The 16,858-nt window shown below is 64.3% G+C and carries 16 protein-coding genes; 12 read left to right on the forward strand and 4 right to left on the reverse strand.

The genetic code is table 11. From position 1 onward, the window contains the following. Window positions 1-65: 65 nt before the first annotated feature. Entirely contained in the window at window positions 66-914 is an 849-nt protein-coding gene (locus QUG01_RS07535; RefSeq protein WP_500829586.1) for a 23S rRNA (adenine(2030)-N(6))-methyltransferase RlmJ, read from the reverse strand. A 13-nt stretch (window positions 915-927) separates the two neighbouring features. After that, a complete protein-coding gene (locus QUG01_RS07540) occupies window positions 928-1,677 on the reverse strand; it encodes a tRNA pseudouridine(65) synthase TruC (RefSeq protein WP_500829587.1) in 750 nt (249 codons plus the stop codon). 465 nt (window positions 1,678-2,142) lie between these two features. Between QUG01_RS07540 and QUG01_RS07545 the strand changes: the two genes are divergently transcribed. From QUG01_RS07545 to QUG01_RS07570, 6 genes are all read left to right on the forward strand, one after another. Continuing rightward, complete coding sequence (locus tag QUG01_RS07545; RefSeq protein WP_500829588.1) at window positions 2,143-3,147, forward strand: BMP family lipoprotein; 1,005 nt, start codon at window positions 2,143-2,145, stop codon at window positions 3,145-3,147. Window positions 3,148-3,265: 118 nt separating this feature from the next. Further along, window positions 3,266-4,795 carry an ABC transporter ATP-binding protein gene (locus tag QUG01_RS07550; protein ID WP_500829589.1) on the forward strand — a complete coding sequence of 510 codons (1,530 nt, stop codon included), beginning with the start codon at window positions 3,266-3,268 and terminating at the stop codon, window positions 4,793-4,795. Beyond that, window positions 4,792-5,883 (forward strand): ABC transporter permease, encoded by a 1,092-nt coding sequence (locus QUG01_RS07555; protein WP_500829590.1) that lies wholly within the window; start codon window positions 4,792-4,794, stop codon window positions 5,881-5,883. Before QUG01_RS07550 ends, QUG01_RS07555 begins: the two co-directional genes overlap by 4 nt. A 1-nt stretch (window position 5,884) precedes the next feature. Next, window positions 5,885-6,850: an ABC transporter permease gene (locus QUG01_RS07560; RefSeq protein ID WP_103320562.1), complete on the forward strand. Its 966-nt coding sequence runs from the start codon at window positions 5,885-5,887 to the stop codon at window positions 6,848-6,850. Between the two features lie 130 nt (window positions 6,851-6,980). Continuing rightward, entirely contained in the window at window positions 6,981-8,168 is a 1,188-nt protein-coding gene (locus QUG01_RS07565; protein WP_500829591.1) for a molybdopterin molybdotransferase MoeA, read from the forward strand. Then, complete coding sequence (locus tag QUG01_RS07570; protein WP_500829592.1) at window positions 8,165-8,503, forward strand: 2Fe-2S iron-sulfur cluster-binding protein; 339 nt, start codon at window positions 8,165-8,167, stop codon at window positions 8,501-8,503. The genes QUG01_RS07565 and QUG01_RS07570 overlap by 4 nt, the downstream gene beginning before the upstream one ends. A gap of 114 nt (window positions 8,504-8,617) precedes the next feature. On the opposite strand, the gene QUG01_RS07575 is transcribed toward QUG01_RS07570, so the two are convergent. Then, on the reverse strand, window positions 8,618-9,709 hold the full coding sequence (locus QUG01_RS07575) for an AI-2E family transporter (RefSeq protein WP_500829593.1): 1,092 nt from the start codon (window positions 9,707-9,709) through the stop codon (window positions 8,618-8,620). 57 nt (window positions 9,710-9,766) lie between these two features. Continuing rightward, a complete protein-coding gene (locus QUG01_RS07580; protein WP_500829594.1) occupies window positions 9,767-11,563 on the reverse strand; it encodes a protein-disulfide reductase DsbD in 1,797 nt (598 codons plus the stop codon). Between the two features lie 224 nt (window positions 11,564-11,787). Between QUG01_RS07580 and QUG01_RS07585 the strand changes: the two genes are divergently transcribed. The 6 genes from QUG01_RS07585 (at window position 11,788) to QUG01_RS07610 (ending at window position 16,855) form a co-directional block, all read left to right on the forward strand. Then, window positions 11,788-12,582, forward strand: coding sequence for an alpha/beta fold hydrolase (locus QUG01_RS07585; RefSeq protein ID WP_500829595.1), 795 nt, complete (start codon window positions 11,788-11,790; stop codon window positions 12,580-12,582). Beyond that, window positions 12,575-13,498, forward strand: coding sequence for a DMT family transporter (locus tag QUG01_RS07590; RefSeq protein ID WP_500829596.1), 924 nt, complete (start codon window positions 12,575-12,577; stop codon window positions 13,496-13,498). The genes QUG01_RS07585 and QUG01_RS07590 overlap by 8 nt, the downstream gene beginning before the upstream one ends. Before the next feature lie 62 nt (window positions 13,499-13,560). Further along, on the forward strand, window positions 13,561-14,631 hold the full coding sequence (pheA, locus tag QUG01_RS07595; protein ID WP_500829682.1) for a prephenate dehydratase: 1,071 nt from the start codon (window positions 13,561-13,563) through the stop codon (window positions 14,629-14,631). A gap of 69 nt (window positions 14,632-14,700) precedes the next feature. Further along, window positions 14,701-15,282: an LOG family protein gene (locus QUG01_RS07600; protein WP_500829597.1), complete on the forward strand. Its 582-nt coding sequence runs from the start codon at window positions 14,701-14,703 to the stop codon at window positions 15,280-15,282. 77 nt (window positions 15,283-15,359) lie between these two features. Beyond that, a complete protein-coding gene (locus tag QUG01_RS07605) occupies window positions 15,360-15,896 on the forward strand; it encodes a hypothetical protein (protein ID WP_500829598.1) in 537 nt (178 codons plus the stop codon). Then, the gene (locus QUG01_RS07610; protein ID WP_500829599.1) at window positions 15,893-16,855 is read left to right on the forward strand and encodes a 3-deoxy-7-phosphoheptulonate synthase; all 963 of its coding nucleotides are present in this window, start codon (window positions 15,893-15,895) and stop codon (window positions 16,853-16,855) included. The genes QUG01_RS07605 and QUG01_RS07610 overlap by 4 nt, the downstream gene beginning before the upstream one ends. The last annotated feature ends 3 nt before the right edge of the window (window positions 16,856-16,858 follow it).

The raw sequence follows: 16,858 nt of genomic DNA on the forward strand, positions 1-16,858 counted from the left end.
CTTCAATTGAAGATTTGCCCATGAAAAAACGCGCCCTTGGCGCGTTTGGGGCCCGCTAGCGGTTTTTATAGATCGCCGCCGGTTTCCAGCACAAATTTAGCCTTGGCGTCCAGGCCCAGGTGCTGCACCAGGTAAGGCAGCGTTTCGTTCAAGGTTTGCGGCAGCGTCCACGGCGCGTTGAGGATGAACATGCCGCTGCCGTGCATGCCGAAACCATCGGCTGACGGGGCTTGCACATGCAATTCGGCGCGCAGCCAGTTCTTGGCCGGCAGCTTTTTCAGCGCCGGCAGCATTTCCTTCATTTCCACGCGCTGCAAACACGGATACCACACGGCGTAGACGCCGGTGGCGAAGCGTTTCAAACCTTCCTTCAGCGCGGTTTCCACGTTCTGGTAGTCGCGCTTGTCCTCGTACGGCGGGTCGATCAGCACCAGCGCGCGGCGCGGCGGCGGCGGCAGGACGGCCTTGATGCCGTCGAAGCCGTTGGCTTGCTGGATTTGCACGCGGCGGCCGGCGCCGGCGAAGTTCTGCTGCAGGATTTGCGCGTCGTTGGGGTGCAGCTCGAACAGCCGCAGCTTGTCGCTTTCCGGCATCACGTCGGCCGCGCACCATGGGGAGCCGGGGTAGAACTTCAGCTCGCCGTCCGGGTTCATGCGCTTGACTACGTCCACGTAGTTGCGCACCGCTTCGGGCAGATCGTCGCGCTGCCACAGCCGGGCGATGCCGGTTTCGAACTCGGCGTTTTTGGTGGCGTAACCCTCGGTCAGCGAGTAGGCACCGGCGCCGGCGTGGGTGTCGATATACCAGTAGGGTTTGTCTTTCTGGCCCAGATAATTCAGCAGTTCGATCTCGATCAGATGCTTGAGCACGTCGGCGTGGTTGCCGGCGTGGAAGGCGTGGCGGTAGCTGAGCATTTCTCTTGTTCTTTCAGATGGTTAATTCAATGCCGGCGGCCTGGGCGGCGGCGCTCCAGCCCAGGCGGGCGATCAGCGCGGAGAAGCCGGCTTCCAGCGGGCAGGCGATGCGCAGCGGCGCGCCGCTGACGGGGTGGGTCAGCTCCATTTCCAGGCAGGCCAGCAGCATGCGGCGGCAATCCAGCTCGTCGGCGAACATACGGTTGTGGCGGCCTTTGCCGTAGGTGGAGTCGCCGATGATGGGGTGGGCGATATGCTTCAGGTGGCGGCGCAGCTGGTGGCGGCGGCCGGTCAGCGGCTCCAGCTCCAGCAAGGCGTAGCGGCTGCTGGGGTAGCGTTCCACCATGATGGGCAGTTCCACTGTGGCTAGCGTGCGGTAGCGGGTTTGCGCCGCTTGCGGCGCGGTTTCCACCTTTTCGCCTATCCATTCCAGATCGTCCGGCCGGCGGCTCAGCGGGTGGTCGATCACCCCTTCGGCGTCGGGGTGGCCGCGCACCACGGCGAGATAGCGCTTCTGCACTTGCTGGCGCTCGAACTGCCACGACAGTTCGCGGCCGGCGTCCTTGTCCAGCGCGAACAGCAGGGCGCCGGAAGTGCCCTTGTCCAGCCGGTGCACCGGATAGACGCGCTGTCCTATCTGGTCGCGCAGCAATTGAACGGCGAAGCGGGTTTCGTGGCGGTCCAGCACGGTGCGATGCACCAGCAGATTGGCCGGCTTGTGGATGGCGATCAGCAGATCGTCCCGATACAGTATTGGCAGCATGGAAATGACGGTTTTGTCCAGGCGGCGATTTTAGGGCTTGCACGGTGCTTTGGATATAGACGAATTGCTTTGCTTTGAATCAATTTGAACATGAAAAATCAATATGCGAAACCATGACTATGGAATAAATCATGATTTGACGCGGCTTGCGCCAAATCGGGATTCTTTACGTAGAGCAATGTTTGCGACACGGTATTTCAAAGTCGAGAGGAAAATGTTTACAGCCCGGTTAACGGTCATTACAATTCGCCGCGCTCAGAAGAACGACAAAGTGGTGTCTGCAGCCGGTTTTTGCATTGCGCAGGGAGCGGTTCAGGCCGCTTCGGCACAGCTGAGGTTGTAGTTGGCAGGTTACATGCCGTCTGCAATTTCAGCTGTCACCATTCAAGTCCAGTCACTGTTGCACTCGCCGCGCCTGCATGGGGCCATGCGCGCGTTGACCAACTCAAGCCAAGAGTTATAGAGATGACCATCCAACTGAAACGAATCAGCTTCGCAGTGGCTGCCGCGGTTCTGTCCGCCGCCGCTTGCGCCAAGGACTTCACCCCCGCCGTGATCTACGATCAGGCCGGCAAGTTTGACAAGAGCTTCAGCGAAGCCGCTTACAACGGCGCCGAGCGTTTCAAGAAGGACTTCAAGGTCAACTACCGCGACGGTCAGATTTCTTCCGACGCGCAGAAGGAACAGCTGCTGCGCAAGATGGCCAGCCGCGATACCGACATCGTCGTCGCCGTCGGCTTCAACTTCGCCCAGGCCGTGGAAACCGTGGCCAAGGAATTCCCCAAGGTCAAGTTCACCCTGATCGACGCCGTGGCCAAGGGCCCGAACGTGCAGAGCATCGTGTTCAAAGAGCAGGAAGGTTCCTTCCTGGTGGGCATGGCCGCCGCGCTGAAGTCCAAGACCGGCAAGGTCGGTTACATCGGCGGCATGGACATCCCGATGATCCGCGCCTTCGGTTGCGGCTATGCCCAAGGCGCCAAGTACGCCAACAAGAACGTCACCGTGCTGCAGAACATGACCGGCACCACGCCGCAAGCCTTCAACGATCCGGCGCGCGGCACCGAGCTGGCCAAGAGCCAGTTTGACCGCGGCGCCGACGTGATCTTCGTCGCCGCCGGCGGCACCGGCATGGGCGTGCTGCAGGCTGCCAAGAACGCCGGCAAGTACTCCATCGGCGTGGATAGCAACCAGAACTATCTGTTCCCGGGCTCGGTCCTGACTTCGATGGTGAAAAAAGTGGACGTCGCCGTCTACAACACCTTCAAGGAAGCCAAGGATGGTTCCTGGAAGTCCGGCGTGAAGGTGCTGGGCCTGAAGGACCAGGCAGTGGATTGGGCGCTGGACAAGAACAACCGTCCGTTGATCACGCCTGACATGGAGAAGAAGATCGCCGATGCCAAGGCTGAAATCATCAGCGGCAAGATCAAGGTAGTGGATTACCGCGCCAACAATAGCTGCCCGGTGCAATAAGCGGAGCAGCCCTCTCCCCGGTCGGTCGGGGGCGCAGCCGCGGTGACTCGTTCATCGCGGCTGTTTGCTGTTGGCGCCGGCGATGGGGATATAAACGAAGATCGGGAACAGACAAAGCATGACCGAGTTTGCCATTGAGCTGACAGGCATCAACAAGAGCTTTGGCGCGGTGCAGGCCAACCGTGATGTGACGATGAGTGTGCCCAAGGGCAGCATTCACGGCATCATCGGCGAAAACGGCGCCGGCAAGTCCACCTTGATGAGCATCCTGTACGGCTATTATCAGGCCGACAGCGGTTCCATCCGCGTCAATGGCCAGGATGCGCGCATCCGCAACAGCCAGGAAGCGATCCGTCTGGGGATCGGCATGGTGCATCAGCACTTCATGCTGGTGGATACCTTCACTGTGCTGGAAAACATCGTGCTGGGCGCCGAAGGTGGCCGCTTGCTCAAGGGCGGCATGGACCAGGCCCGCGAGCATTTGAAGGAACTGAACAAGAACTACTCGCTGGAAGTGGATCCGGACGCGCTGGTTGGGGAACTGGGCGTCGGTCTGCAGCAGCGGGTGGAAATCCTCAAGGCGCTGTATCGCGGCGCCGACGTGCTGATCCTGGACGAGCCGACTGCCGTGCTGACGCCGCAGGAGGCCGACCATCTGTTCCACATCTTGCGTTCGCTGAAAGCGCAGGGCAAGACGGTGATCCTGATCACCCACAAGCTGCGCGAAGTGATGGACAGCACCGACAACGTCAGCGTGATGCGCGCCGGCACCGTGGTGGGCAATGTGCGCACCTGCGATGTGGACAAGGAAAAGCTGGCCGACCTGATGGTGGGCCGCAAGGTGTCGCTGAAGGTGGACAAGGCCGAGCGCGCGCCCGGCGCCGTGGTGCTGGACGTCAAGGGCCTGTGTCTGACCGACGAGCGCCAGGTCAAGCTGCTGGACAACCTGAATTTCCAGGTCAAGGCCGGCGAGATCGTCGGCATTGCCGGCGTGTCCGGCAACGGCCAGTCCGAGCTGCTGGAAGTGCTGGCCGGCATGCAAGCGCCGACCGCGGGCAGCATCGCCTACAAGGGCGAGGACCTGCTGAAGCTGCCGTGCAAGCGCAAGCCGCGCGCCGCCGTCTACCGCGAACGCGGCATCGGCCACATTCCGGAAGACCGTTCGCGCGAAGGCTTGGTCAAGGCGTTCTCCACGTTTGAAAACGCCATTCTGGGCTACCAGAACGACAAATCGCTGCGCAGCGGTTTCCTGTATTCGCGCAAGAAACTGGTGGAGCGCACCCGCGACTTCATCTCCCAGTTCGACATCCGTCCGGGCAATCCGCTGCTGCGGGTGGGCCTCTTGTCCGGCGGCAATCAGCAAAAAGTGGTGCTGGCGCGCGAGATCCACGCCAATCCTGACTTGCTGCTGATCGGCCAGCCGACGCGCGGCGTCGATATCGGCGCGATCGAATTCATCCACAAGCGGCTGGTTGAGCTGCGCGACGAAGGCAAGGCCATCTTGCTGGTGTCGGTGGAACTGGAAGAAATCCTGGCGCTGGCAGACCGCATCCTGGTGATGGCCGGCGGCCAGATCACCGGCGAAGTGGCGGCCAAGGACGCCGACACCATTTCCCTCGGCCTGCTGATGGGAGGGCACAAACATTGAAATTCGGACAACCTTCCACTTTGCCGCGCTGGGCGCAGCTTACCGTGCTGCCGGTGCTGAACCTGCTGGCGGCCCTGCTGGTGACGGGCTTCGTCACCTGGATGATCGGCGAGAATCCGTGGGAATGCCTGAAGCTGCTGGTTAGCGGCGCCTTCGGCTACGGCGAGGGCGTAGGCTACACGCTGTTCTACACCACCAGCTATATCTTCGCCGGCCTGGCGGTGGCCACCGCCTTCCATGCCGGGCTGTTCAATATCGGCGGCGAGGGCCAGGCTTATCTGGCCGGCCTCGGCGTGACGCTGGTGATGCTGGGCTTCGACCACACCCTGCCGTCCTATGTGCTGATCCCGCTGGCGGTATTGGCGGCAATGGGCTTCGGCGCGGCCTGGGCCTATATCCCGGCCTACCTGCAGGCCAAGCGCGGCAGCCATATCGTGGTGACCACGATCATGTTCAACTTCATCGCCTACTCGTTGATGTTGTACCTGATCAGCCACCAGTTGATCGAAGCCGGCTCGCAAAATCCGACCACCCGCATGTTCTCGGAAACCGGCTGGATTCCGCAGATGCATCTGCTGATTCCGGGCATGCCGAACTCGCCGCTGAACCTGAGCTTCGTGTTCGCCTTGCTGGCCTGCGTGCTGTTCTACCTGATCGTATGGCACAGCCGCTGGGGCTTCACGCTGCGCACCGTCGGCACCAACGACCACGCCGCGCGCTACGCCGGCATCAGCGTCAGCGCCGTCATCATCATCGCCATGTGCGTGTCCGGCGCTTTGTCCGGCCTGGCTTCGGTCAATGATCTGCTGGGCTCCTCGCACCGCATGAACGTGCTGTTCACCAACGGCGTCGGCTTCGTCGGCATCGCCGTGGCGCTGATGGGACGCAACCACCCGGTGGGCATCGTGCTGTCCGCGCTGCTGTTCGGCGCGCTGACCCAGGGCGGTTCCGATCTGTCGTTCGAGAAGCCGCTGATCACGCGCGAGATGATCCTGTTCATCCAGGGCCTGATCATCCTGTTCTGCGGCGCGCTGGAAAACCTGTTCGAGCCGTTCATCGCCGGCCTGTTCAAGCGCAAGGACAAGTAATATGGAAATGTTCTTCAGTCTTCTCGATTCCACCGTGCGCGTGGCCACGCCGCTGGTGCTGGCCGCGCTGGCCGGCATGTTCTCCGAGCGCTCCGGCGTGGTGGACATCAGCCTGGAAGGCAAGATGCTGGTGGCGGCCTTCGCTTCGGCCGCCGCCGCCTACCTCACCCACAGCCCGTGGCTTGGCCTGCTGGCCGGCATCATGGCCGCGGTGTCGATGGCCATGGTGCATGCCTTCGTTTCCGTCACCTATAACGGCAACCAGCTGATCTCCGGCATGGCCATCAATACCGTGGCCTCCGGCATCACCCCGGTGCTGGGCCTGGCCTGGTTCCAGCAGGGCGGCAACTCGCCGCAGCTGCCGGAGGACGCCCGCTTCCACGAGATCGTGCTGCCGTTCGCCGACGCCTTGCGCGATGTGCCGGTGCTGGGCCTGGTCTACAGCAAGCTGCTGTCCGGCCATTCCATCCTGGTCTACATCACCGTGTTCATTGTGATTCCGTTGGTGGCCTGGGTGCTGTACAAGACCCGTTTCGGCCTGCGCCTGCGCGCGGTGGGCGAGAACCCGCATGCCGCCGATACCGCGGGCATCTCCGTGGCCAAGGTGCGCTACACCGCCTTGCTCTGGGGCGGCGTGCTGTGCGGCATGGCCGGCACCTATCTGTCGGTATACCAGACCGGCAGCTTCATCAAGGAAATGACCGCCGGCAAAGGCTTCCTGGCGCTGGCGGCGCTGATCTTCGGCAAGTGGCGTCCGGTGCCTGCGGTAATCGGCTGCCTGCTGTTCGCCTTCGCCGACGCGATCCAGATCCGTCTGGAAGGGGTGGCGCTGCCGGTGATCGGGCAGATCCCGTCGCAGGCCATCGCGGTGATTCCGTATGTGCTGACCGTGCTGCTGCTGGCCGGCTTTGTCGGCCGCGCCGTGGCGCCGAAGGCCATTGGCGTGCCTTTCGTCAAATCGCGCTGATCCCGCCGTCGCGTAGGCATCGCCAAGCCCGTCGGCCTGCGCCGGCGGGCTTTTTGCGTCTTAGCGCATGCTATGATGCCAACTGCGAGCGGCGGGAAGGGGTCCGCCGCCGGACAGAACAGGAAACACGATGCTGAGCTATCAAGAGGCGCTGACCTGGCTGCTGGAGCGCGCCAGGCCGTTGAACACCCACCAGAATCTTTCCCTGCTGCAGGCTGCCGGCCGCGTGCTGGCTCAGCCGGTTACCGCCGCTATCGACGTGCCGCCGCATGATAACAGCGCGATGGACGGTTACGCCGTGCGCTGCGCCGAGAGCGGCGCCCCTTTGCCGGTGTCGCAGCGGATTCCCGCCGGCAGCGCGCCGCAGCCGTTGGCGGCCGGCAGCGTCGCCCGCATCTTCACCGGCGCGCCGATCCCGGCCGGCGCCGACGCCGTCATCATGCAGGAGCAGGCCTTGGTGGGCGAGGATGGCCAGGTGGCCTTCAGCGCCGCGCCGCAGGCCGGGCAGAATATCCGCCGCCGCGGCGAGGATATCGCCGCCGGGCAAACCATCCTGGCGCCGGGCCGCAGGCTGACGCCGGCCGATCTGGGCCTGGCCGCCTCGATCGGGCTGGCGCGGCTGCCGGTGCGTCCGCAGCTGCGCGTCGCGGTATTCTTTACCGGCGACGAGCTGGTGGAGCCGGGTCAGCCGCTGGCCGCCGGACAGATCTACAATTCCAACCGTTTTTGGCTGATCCCGGCCTTGCACAAGCTGGGCTGCGAAGTGATAGACCTCGGCCATGTCGGCGACACGCTGGAGCCGACGCGGCAATTGCTGCGCGACGCGGCGGCGGTGGCCGACGTGATCGTCACCTGCGGCGGGGTGTCGGTGGGCGAAGAGGACCATGTCAAGGCGGCGGTGGAGGCCGAGGGCGAGCTGACGCTGTGGAAGCTGGCGATCAAGCCCGGCAAGCCGCTGGCCTTCGGCAAGGTGGGTGATGCGGACTTCATCGGTTTGCCGGGCAATCCGGTGTCCGGCTATGTGACGCTGCAGACCTTGCTGCGGCCATTTTTGCTGCAGCGAATGGGATTGATAGAGACCGCGCCGTTCGCGCCGCGTTTCCCGGCTGCCTTTGTCTGGGACCGGCCCGATTCCAAGCGCAGCGAATTCCTGCGGGTGCGCAAGGTGGCGGGCGCGAGCGGCTGGGAGCTGCAACTGTATCCGCAGCAGGGCTCCGGCGTGCTGATGTCCTGCGCTTGGGCCGATGGCTTGGCTTGGGTGCAGCCGGGTCAGCGCATTCAGTCCGGCGATGAGCTGCCGTATCTGGAACTGGCATGACGCGCATCCGCTTCGTCAGCGACGGCGGCATGCTGCTGAATGAGAGCGAGGCGATGGCGGGCGACAACCTGCTGGACGTCGCCCGCTTGGCCGATGTGCCGCTGCACTGGCGCTGCGGCCAGGGCACCTGCGGCACCTGCAAGGTGCGCGTGGCCGGCATGGCCATGCCGCAGCGCCCCGGGCGCAAGGAGCGCAACGTGCTGCTGCGCGCCGGCGCGATAGACGCCGCGCTGGCGGCGCAGGACGAGTGGAACGAACCCATGCCATGGCGGCTGGCGTGCCATTTGGCGGTGGAGGACGGGCAGGGCTGGACAGTGTCTTGCCCGGATTATTGATGTCGTAGGGCGGAAGCCCGGCTATACCGGGCGTTCCGCCTTGCGCGCGCGGGTTTGGAGGAAGGGCAATGATGCCGGATCGCCCCGCTAGCGGGGCATCCGACCTGCGGCAGGTCAACCCTGCTCGCCCTCGCTGCTGATTTCTTCCACTTCCTCCCGTTCCAGCCAATGCCGCAGCATGGTCAGGCCCACAGCCAGCAGCGTCGGGCCGATGAACAGGCCGATCACGCCCCAGGCGATCAGGCCGCCGATGACGCCGAGGAAGATCACCGACAACGGCATCTGCGCGCCCTGGCTGATCAGCAGCGGCTTCAGGATGTTGTCTATGGTGTTGATCAGCAGGAAGCCCCACACCATCAGGAAGGTGCCCAAGGCCGTATGGCCGGTGTAGAACACCCATGCGGCGGCCGGCAGCCAGACGATCAGCGTCGGCAACTGCGCCACCGCGATGATGAAGCACAGGAAGCCCAGCACCAGCGAGCCGGGCACGCCGGCAATCAATAGGCCGATCACGCACAGCACGGTTTGCGCCAGCGCGGTGCCCACCACGCCGGTGGTGACGCTGCGTATGGTGCGGGCGATCACTTCCGGCAGCTCCCCGGCGGTTTCTCCGCCCAGCTTCAAGACGATGCGCTCCACCAGCTCCCACAGCTTGTCGCCGTTGATCAGCAGCAGGCCGGCCACCACGATGGCCAGCACGATTTCCAGCAGGCTCAGCCCGAGGTTGGCGCCGCCGGACAGCAGGAACAGCACGGTTTCGTTGACCGCGGGGCGAATCTTTTCGAAGAAGCCCGGCAGGTCGGCCTGGGTGCTTTGCCACATCTTGTTCAGACTTTCGCCTATCACCGGCAGGCTGGTCAGCCAGGCCGGGGCGTTGGGCAGGCGGAAATCGCCGAGTTCATGCGTCAGATTGGCCAGGTGCGGCAGAGTGTCCGCCAGCGTCAGCGCCATCAGGCCGATGGGGATGGCCAGGGCGCAGGACAGCCCCAGCACGATCAACAGCGCTGCCAGCTTGTGCCGGCCGCGCAGCCGGATCTTGAGCCGGCTGTACAGCGGCCAGGCGGAAATGGCGATGATGGCCGCCCAAGTCAGCGCGCCGAGAAAAGGTTGCAATATCTTGATGCAGGCCAGCACCAGCATGGCCAGGATGGCGATCTGGAAAACATTGAGGATGCTGAGGCTGGATCGGCCGGGAATGGGCAGCATGGTGGTATCCGCAAGGTGAAACGGGGCAGGCCGGCGGCATGCCGGCCCAGATTCGCGCTAGTGTGCCACCTGAGCCAGTTGGCTGGCAAACGTCTCGGCCGGAGTGAACCCGACGATGCGTTGCGCCTCCTTGCCATCGGCGCCGAACAGAATGATGCCGGGCGGTCCGAACAGGCCGAAACGCTTCAGCAGCGCCTGGTGTTCGGCGCTATTGGCCGTGACGTCGGCGCGCAGCAGCACGAATTGCCCCATCTTGGCGGCCACTTGCGGCTGCGGAAAGACCTCGGCTTCCATCTCCTTGCAGGCGACGCACCAGTCGGCGTAGAAGTCCAGCAGCAGCGGCTTGCCCGCGGCCTTGGCCTCGGCCAGCTTGGCATCGAGCTCCGAGGCGGAGCCGATGGCCTGGAAAGCATGGCCGGCGGAGCCGTCGGCGCTGCTGGCGGCGATGAACTTCAAGGGATAGCGCGGATTGTCCGCGCCGGACAGCAGGCCCACCAGCTGGGCGCCGCCCAGCAGGAACAGCAGCAAGCCCAGCGCCTTGCCCAGGCGGGCGCTGGCCTTGGCGTTTGTCGCCAGACTGTCGAACGCGCCAAGGAACACTGCCGAACCTATCAGCAGCGCCGCCCACAGCAACATCACCAGCGCGGCCGGCAGGAAGGGGGCGGCCAGCCAGATGGCCAAGCCCAGCATGACCACGCCAAAGGCTGATTTCACCGCCTTCATCCAGTTGCCGGCGCGCGGCAGCACATGGCCGCCGAAGGTGCCGATGACGATCAGCGGCAGTCCCAGTCCCAGCGCCATGGCATACAGCGCCGCGCCGCCCAGGACGGCGTCGCCGGTGCTGCCGATATAGCCTAGCGCCAGCGCCAGCGGCGGCGCGACGCAGGGACCCACCAGCAGGGCCGATAGCGCGCCCATCAGGAATACGGTGACGGCCTTGCCGCCGGACAGCTGGTTGGAGGTGTCGGCCAGCTTGGATTGCAGGGCGCTGGGCAACTGGATGGTGAACAAATCGAACATCGACAGCGCGAACACCACCATCAGCACGCTCGCAGTCAGCACCACCGCGGGCTGCTGCAGCCACACGGTCAGCAGCGAGCCGGTCAGGCCGGCCACCACGCCGACGGCGGTATAGGTGAGCGCCAGGCCTTGCACATACAACAGGGACAGCAGGAATCCGCGGCCGCGGGTGAGGGTTGCGCCCTGGCCGGCAATCAGCGATGAAACGATGGGCAGCAGCGGGTACATGCAGGCGGTGAACGCCATGCCCAGACCCGCCAGCAAGAAAGTGCCCAGTGTGGTCAGCCAACCCTTGGCCGCCAACTCGCTGTTACCGGCCGGCGATTTTCCCGCGGTGGCGGCGCCTCCGAGCCAGGCATTCGCTTTGCCGCCGGCCTCGCCGCTGACGGCGCCGATCTTCAGCTTGTGGGTATACGGCGGGTAGCAGACGCCGGCCTCGGCGCAGCCCTGCAGCCGCACATTCAGCTGGAACTCGGCCGGCGCGCCGGCGTTCAGCGGGACGACGATCTGCTGTTTGCCATGGTAAATCACCTGCTTGCCGAAGTACGGATCGTTCTTTTCCTGGCCGGTCGGCAGCGTCGGCTTGCCGGTCAGGTCGGCCGGCGTGGTGCTGATGGCGATGCGGTCGCGGTACAGGTAGTAGCCGGGCGCCACATCCAGCGTCAGTTGCAGCTTGTCGCCGCTGCGGCTGACCTCGGCGGCGAAGGCTTTCTCCGGCGGCAGCAGGTCGTCTTGGTTGACCGCGTGGGCGGGCAGCGCAATGCTGAGGCAGGCGACGAACGCCATCAGCCATTGCCATGCCAGGCGGTGAATGGAGTTGAGGTATGCTTGCACTTGCAGACTCTGGTTGGGGTTGCGATGAAAGTTAAGACGCGGCGGGCGCGGTACGGTTCCGTTTTGTCTCAGCGTGATGCAATATGCATCAAATTGCCTGGCGCGGCAAATGCGAAACCGCGCATTCCGCCAGCAGACGGACGGCTGCCAGTATATCCGGCGGAACTCCGCGCCGACAGCGCAGCGGATATGAAAAATAAGAATGACGTTATGCATGAGGGGTTATGCGAGAAACCATACATTTTGCCCATGCCAATAGTTTTCCGGCTTCGGTCTATCGCAAGATGCTGAACAAGCTGGCAGAGCGGCATGAAGTCGGTTACCTGGACACCATAGGCCATGATCCGGCCTTCCCGATTACCGATTGCTGGCCTCACCTGGTGGATGAGAGCATACGGCACATCGAGCGCAGCTATGCCCGGCCGGTGGTCGGCGTCGGCCATTCGCTGGGCGGTTTTCTGATGTTCTACGCGGCCAGGAGGCGGCCGGATTTGTTCCGCGCCGTCGTGATACTCGATTCCCCGCTGATGGGGCCGCGCCGTTCCTTCGGCATCTGGCTGGCCAAGCGGCTGGGCTTCATCCAGAAGGTCACGCCGGGCGGCAATACCCTGAAGCGGCGCGACAACTGGGCCTCGGTCGACATGGTGCATGATTATTTCGCGCGCAAGCCGATGTTCGCCCGTTTCGATCCCGAATGCCTGGCCGACTATGCGGAGCACGGTACCCAGGACGACGGGCAGGGCGGACGCAGGCTGAAGTTCCGGCCGCGGGTGGAGCATGATATCTACGCCACTTTGCCGCACAATTTCCCCTGCCACAAAGGCCGACAAAAAGTCCCGACCGGCTTCATCGCCGGCGCGGACTCCGATGTGCTGAGCGATGCCGACATCCATTACATGCGCCGGCATTTCGGCATCGAGGTGGAGTCCCATCCTGGCGGCCATCTGTTTCCGCTGGAGCGGCCGATAGAGACGGCCGAGCATATCCTGGCATTGGTGGAGCGTTTGCGCCATGGCTGAAACACGGTGCGCTTCGGGCGGGCAGCTGTTCGGTTCTGGCGATTGGCTTGGCGTCTGGCTGGTACTGTTGTCCGCTTGCGGTTTTGGCTCGATGGCGCTGTTCGCGGAACTGGCCTATGGCGATGGTGTCGATACTGCCAGCCTGTTGGCCTACCGCTTTGTCATTGCCGCGCTGGTCTTGGCAGCTTGGGGCCTTTGGCGTGGATGGCCCTGGCCTAGAGGGCGAGCCGCGATGGCGTATGGCCTGATGGGGGCGGTCTATGCGGCCATGGCCTGGGCATATTTTTCCGCGCTGCATTACGCCGCCTCGGCCACCGTGGCGCTGGTGCTGTACAGTTACCCCGCCCTGGTGGCGTTTGGCGGCGCAGTGCTGGGCTTGGATCGTTTCGGCCGGCCGGAGGCGCTGACCATTGCCTTGGCGAGCGCCGGTTTGGCTCTCATGCTTGGCGGCGGCCTGTCTGGCAGCCCGTGGGGATTGGTTTTGGCCTTCGGCGCCGCGCTGTGTTACGCCGGCTATATCCTGCTGGGCGGCGGCATTCGTTCCGATGCCCATCCGGTTTGCGTTTCTGCCCTGGTATTATCGGTGGCCGCAGCTATCTTCTCCTGCTTGGCAATTGGCCAGGGCCTGCGGTTGCCGCATACCTTGGCCGGCTGGGGTGCGGTCACCGCGCTGGCCTTGCTGGGCACCGCAGTCGCCATCGCGGCTTTCATTGCGGGGCTTATCCGCATTGGCCCGACCTTGGCCTCGGTGGTGTCGACTCTGGAGCCGGTGGTGACCGTGCTGCTGGGCGTGCTGTTTCTGGGAGAGTCGCTGGGGCTGCGCGGCCTGCTGGGCGGCTTGCTGATTCTGGCCGCCTCCCTGTCCCTGGTCTGGTTGCGCGGGCAGGCTGCGGCCGGCAAGGCTTGCGATGGATAGGGTTCTCGCGGAAACTATGGTTATTCCTCCATTAGCCGCATGAAAGATCCCTGCCCGTGACGATGGAACACCTGCTCAAGCAACACCGCGACGCCATCGACGCCATCGATGTCGAAATCCTCACTTTGCTCAACCAGCGCGCCAACCATGCCCGAGAAATCGGCGAGATCAAGGGCGGCGGCGTGATTTACCGTCCGGAGCGCGAAGCCCAGGTGCTGCGCCGCCTGAAGGACTTGAACCCCGGTCCGTTGCCGGGAGAGTCGATCGCCCGCTTGTTCCGCGAGGTGATGTCCGAGTGCCTGGCGCTGGAAAAGCCCTTGTCCATCGCCTATCTGGGGCCGGAAGGCACCTTCAGCCAGTTGGCCACCATCAAGCACTTCGGCCATGCCGCCCGCACCGTGGCCTGTAGCTCGATAGACGAGGCTTTCCGCCAGGTGGAGTCGCGCGCGCTGGATTACGTGGTGGCGCCGGTGGAGAATTCCACCGAAGGCGCGGTTGGCCGCACGCTGGACCTGATGGTCAGTTCGCCGCTGAAGATTTGCGGCGAGGTGGTGCTGCGCATCCATCATCATCTGCTGCGCGGCGCCGAGGGCATGGAGGGCATCCGCCGCGTTTATGCCCACGCCCAGGCGCTGGCGCAGTGTCACGAATGGCTGAACAAGAATCTGCCGGCCAGCGTGGAGCGCGTGTCCGTGGCCAGCAATGCCGAGGCGGCGCGCATGGCGGCCGAAGACGCCTCGGCGGCGGCGATAGCCGGCCAGGCCGCGGCCGAGCGCTTTGGTCTGCTTAAGTTGGCGGAGAACGTCGAGGACGAGCCCAACAACACCACGCGCTTTCTGGTGCTGGGCTTGCAGGATGTCGGCGCCACTGGCCAGGATAAAACGTCCATCGTGGTGTCCGCGCCAAACCGTCCGGGCGCCGTGCATTATCTGCTGGAGCCGATTGCGGCTAATGGCGTATCGATGAGCAAGTTCGAGTCCCGCCCTTCTCGCGCCGGCCTGTGGGACTATGTGTTCTTCATCGATCTGGAAGGCCATCGCCAGGACGAGAAAGTGCAGCAGGCGCTGAAGGGTCTGCAGGAGCGGACATCCTACGTCAAGATTCTGGGCTCCTATCCGGCGGCGGTGCTGTGACGGGCTGTGTATGATCCTGGGCCGGTTTTCCGGCCCTTATTGTTTTGGAAGCTTGGGAAGAAAAAGCAGATGAAATCGATTTGTTTGTTTTGCGGCTCCAACAAAGGCGCCAGGCCGGAGTACGAGGCGGCGGCGCGCGAATTCGGCCGCACGCTGGCAGAGCAGGGCGTCACGCTGGTCTACGGCGCCGGCAACGTAGGCCTGATGGGCGTGGCGGCGGATGCCGCGCTGGCCGCGGGCGGCCGCGTGGTGGGGGTGATCCCGGAGTTTCTGAAGGCTAAGGAAGTGGCGCATGTGGGCTTGAGCGAGCTGCATGTCACCGAAACCATGCATCAGCGCAAGGCGCTGATGGCGGAGCTGTCCGACGGTTTCATCGCCTTGCCGGGCGGTTTCGGCACGTTTGACGAATTATTCGAGATCCTGACCTGGGCGCAGCTGTCGGTGCATGACAAGCCGGTGGGGATGCTGGATGTCGGCGGTTTCTTCAAGCCGCTGCAGGCGATGGTCGATCGCGCTGTTGAAGAGGGCTTCGTGCCGGCCGGCAACTTGAACCTGTTCCAGCGCAGCGAAAGCCTGCCGGCGCTGCTGGATTGGATGCGCGAGTATCGTCCGCAGCCGGTGCCCAAGTGGCTGGACCTGAGCAAGACCTGATGCCAAGGCCCTCGTCGATGTCGTCCAAATCCGGCATTTGGCCGAGATGTCGGCGCGCCCTGGCTTGGCCGCTAGCCTTGTTGCTGGCGGCCGTCATCGTGTTTGAAGAGTACGCCTGGGACGAATTGGCCGGCGCAGTGGCCTGGTTGGCCAAGTGGCCGCCGCTGTCTGCGCTGGAGCGCCGCATCGCCGCCAGCTCGCCAAAGGTGGCCTTGGCGCTGTTTTTGGCGCCGGCCCTGGCGCTGTTGCCGGTGAAACTGGCGGCGTTGTTTCTGATCGAGCAGGGGCATGCCCTGCTGGGGCTGGCGGTGATTGTGCTGGCCAAGCTGGGCGGCACCGCGCTGGTGGCGCGCTTGTTCACGCTGACGCGGCCGGCTTTGATGCAAGTGCCGTGGTTTGTGCTGCTATATGATGGTTTTCATCGCTGCCGCGCCTGGGTGTTTGAGCGTCTGCATGCGTCCTTGCCGTGGCGCTGGGCCCGGATTGCCCTGTTCAAGCTGCGGCGGCGTCTGCCCCAGCCTTCGGCCTTGTCCAGGTTGGTGCGGCGGGTGGCGCGCAAATGGCGCAATAAGATGGATGCTGGCGGGCGGCATCATGGTGGAGTGCGGAAATGATCATCGTAATGAATGGCTCTGCGACGGATGCCGAGATTGCCGCCGTGGTGGCGCGCATCGAAGCGCAGGGCTTGACGGCGCATGTGTCGCGCGGCAGCGAGCGTACCGTGATCGGCGCGGTGGGTCAGGAGCGCGGCCTGGAGCCGGCCTGGTTCGAATCGATGCCGGGCGTGGCCCGCGCCTTGCGCGTGGTCAGCGATTACCGCATCGTTTCGCGCGAGGCGCAGCCCGAAGACAGCATCGTGCGAATCGGCGATGTCGCCTTTGGCGGCGGCGCGCCGGCCTGGTTGGGCGGTTGCGGCCATGACTGGACCCGCGACTCGCTGACCGCCGCCGCGGCCCGGGTCAAAGCTGCGGGCGGCCGCTTGTTATTCGCACGCCGCGGCGGCCATGACAACCCATATCGTTACCGCCCCATGGGCGCGGCTGACCTGGAAACCTTGAGCGAGGTGGCGGCGGAGCATGGGCTGGTGGCCGTGGCGGAGCTGCGCGATTTGCGCTTGCTGGATGTGTATCTGGAATTGCAACTGGGCGGCTTGCTATTGCCGCCGCATTGCCTGCAGCAGGTGGAATTATTGCGAGAAGTCGGCCGCATCAACAAACCTGTCATCTTGCAGCGGAATAATCGGGTGAGGCTTGGCGAGTGGCTGCTGGCGGCCGAGCATGTGGCGGTGGGCGGCAATCATAGAATTATCCTGTGCGACTGCGGGAGCGAGGGCGAGGCGGCAGGCCTGAATGTGGGCGAGCTGGCCTGCTTGCGGCGCGAAACGCATCTGCCCGTGATGGTGGCGCCCGTGGCGGCGGGCGGCGCGAACTTGGCGCCAGTTTTGGCCGCTTCGGCCTTGCTTGCCGGCGCATGCGGCGTGTTGATGGAAATGGATGCGGCCGAGGCGCTGAATTTGGACGCAGTGCTTGCGGGCATGGCGAGGGCTGCTTTACTGGGCCATGCGCATGGCTGAGCC

The sequence above is a fragment of the Chromobacterium sp. CCUG 76385 genome, from assembly GCF_059916625.1.

What these genes read in the sequence shown, in the direction of transcription:
- QUG01_RS07585 (WP_500829595.1), top strand. Translation starts at nt 11,788, where the DNA reads ATGCGAGAAACCATACATTTTGCCCATGCCAATAGTTTTCCGGCTTCG.
- QUG01_RS07575 (WP_500829593.1), bottom strand. Translation starts at nt 9,709, where the DNA reads ATGCTGCCCATTCCCGGCCGATCCAGCCTCAGCATCCTCAATGTTTTC.
- QUG01_RS07600 (WP_500829597.1), top strand. Translation starts at nt 14,701, where the DNA reads ATGAAATCGATTTGTTTGTTTTGCGGCTCCAACAAAGGCGCCAGGCCG.
- QUG01_RS07560 (WP_103320562.1), top strand. Translation starts at nt 5,885, where the DNA reads ATGGAAATGTTCTTCAGTCTTCTCGATTCCACCGTGCGCGTGGCCACG.
- QUG01_RS07570 (WP_500829592.1), top strand. Translation starts at nt 8,165, where the DNA reads ATGACGCGCATCCGCTTCGTCAGCGACGGCGGCATGCTGCTGAATGAG.
- QUG01_RS07610 (WP_500829599.1), top strand. Translation starts at nt 15,893, where the DNA reads ATGATCATCGTAATGAATGGCTCTGCGACGGATGCCGAGATTGCCGCC.
- QUG01_RS07550 (WP_500829589.1), top strand. Translation starts at nt 3,266, where the DNA reads ATGACCGAGTTTGCCATTGAGCTGACAGGCATCAACAAGAGCTTTGGC.
- QUG01_RS07535 (WP_500829586.1), bottom strand. Translation starts at nt 914, where the DNA reads ATGCTCAGCTACCGCCACGCCTTCCACGCCGGCAACCACGCCGACGTG.
- QUG01_RS07590 (WP_500829596.1), top strand. Translation starts at nt 12,575, where the DNA reads ATGGCTGAAACACGGTGCGCTTCGGGCGGGCAGCTGTTCGGTTCTGGC.
- QUG01_RS07540 (WP_500829587.1), bottom strand. Translation starts at nt 1,677, where the DNA reads ATGCTGCCAATACTGTATCGGGACGATCTGCTGATCGCCATCCACAAG.
- QUG01_RS07565 (WP_500829591.1), top strand. Translation starts at nt 6,981, where the DNA reads ATGCTGAGCTATCAAGAGGCGCTGACCTGGCTGCTGGAGCGCGCCAGG.
- pheA (WP_500829682.1), top strand. Translation starts at nt 13,561, where the DNA reads ATGGAACACCTGCTCAAGCAACACCGCGACGCCATCGACGCCATCGAT.
- QUG01_RS07545 (WP_500829588.1), top strand. Translation starts at nt 2,143, where the DNA reads ATGACCATCCAACTGAAACGAATCAGCTTCGCAGTGGCTGCCGCGGTT.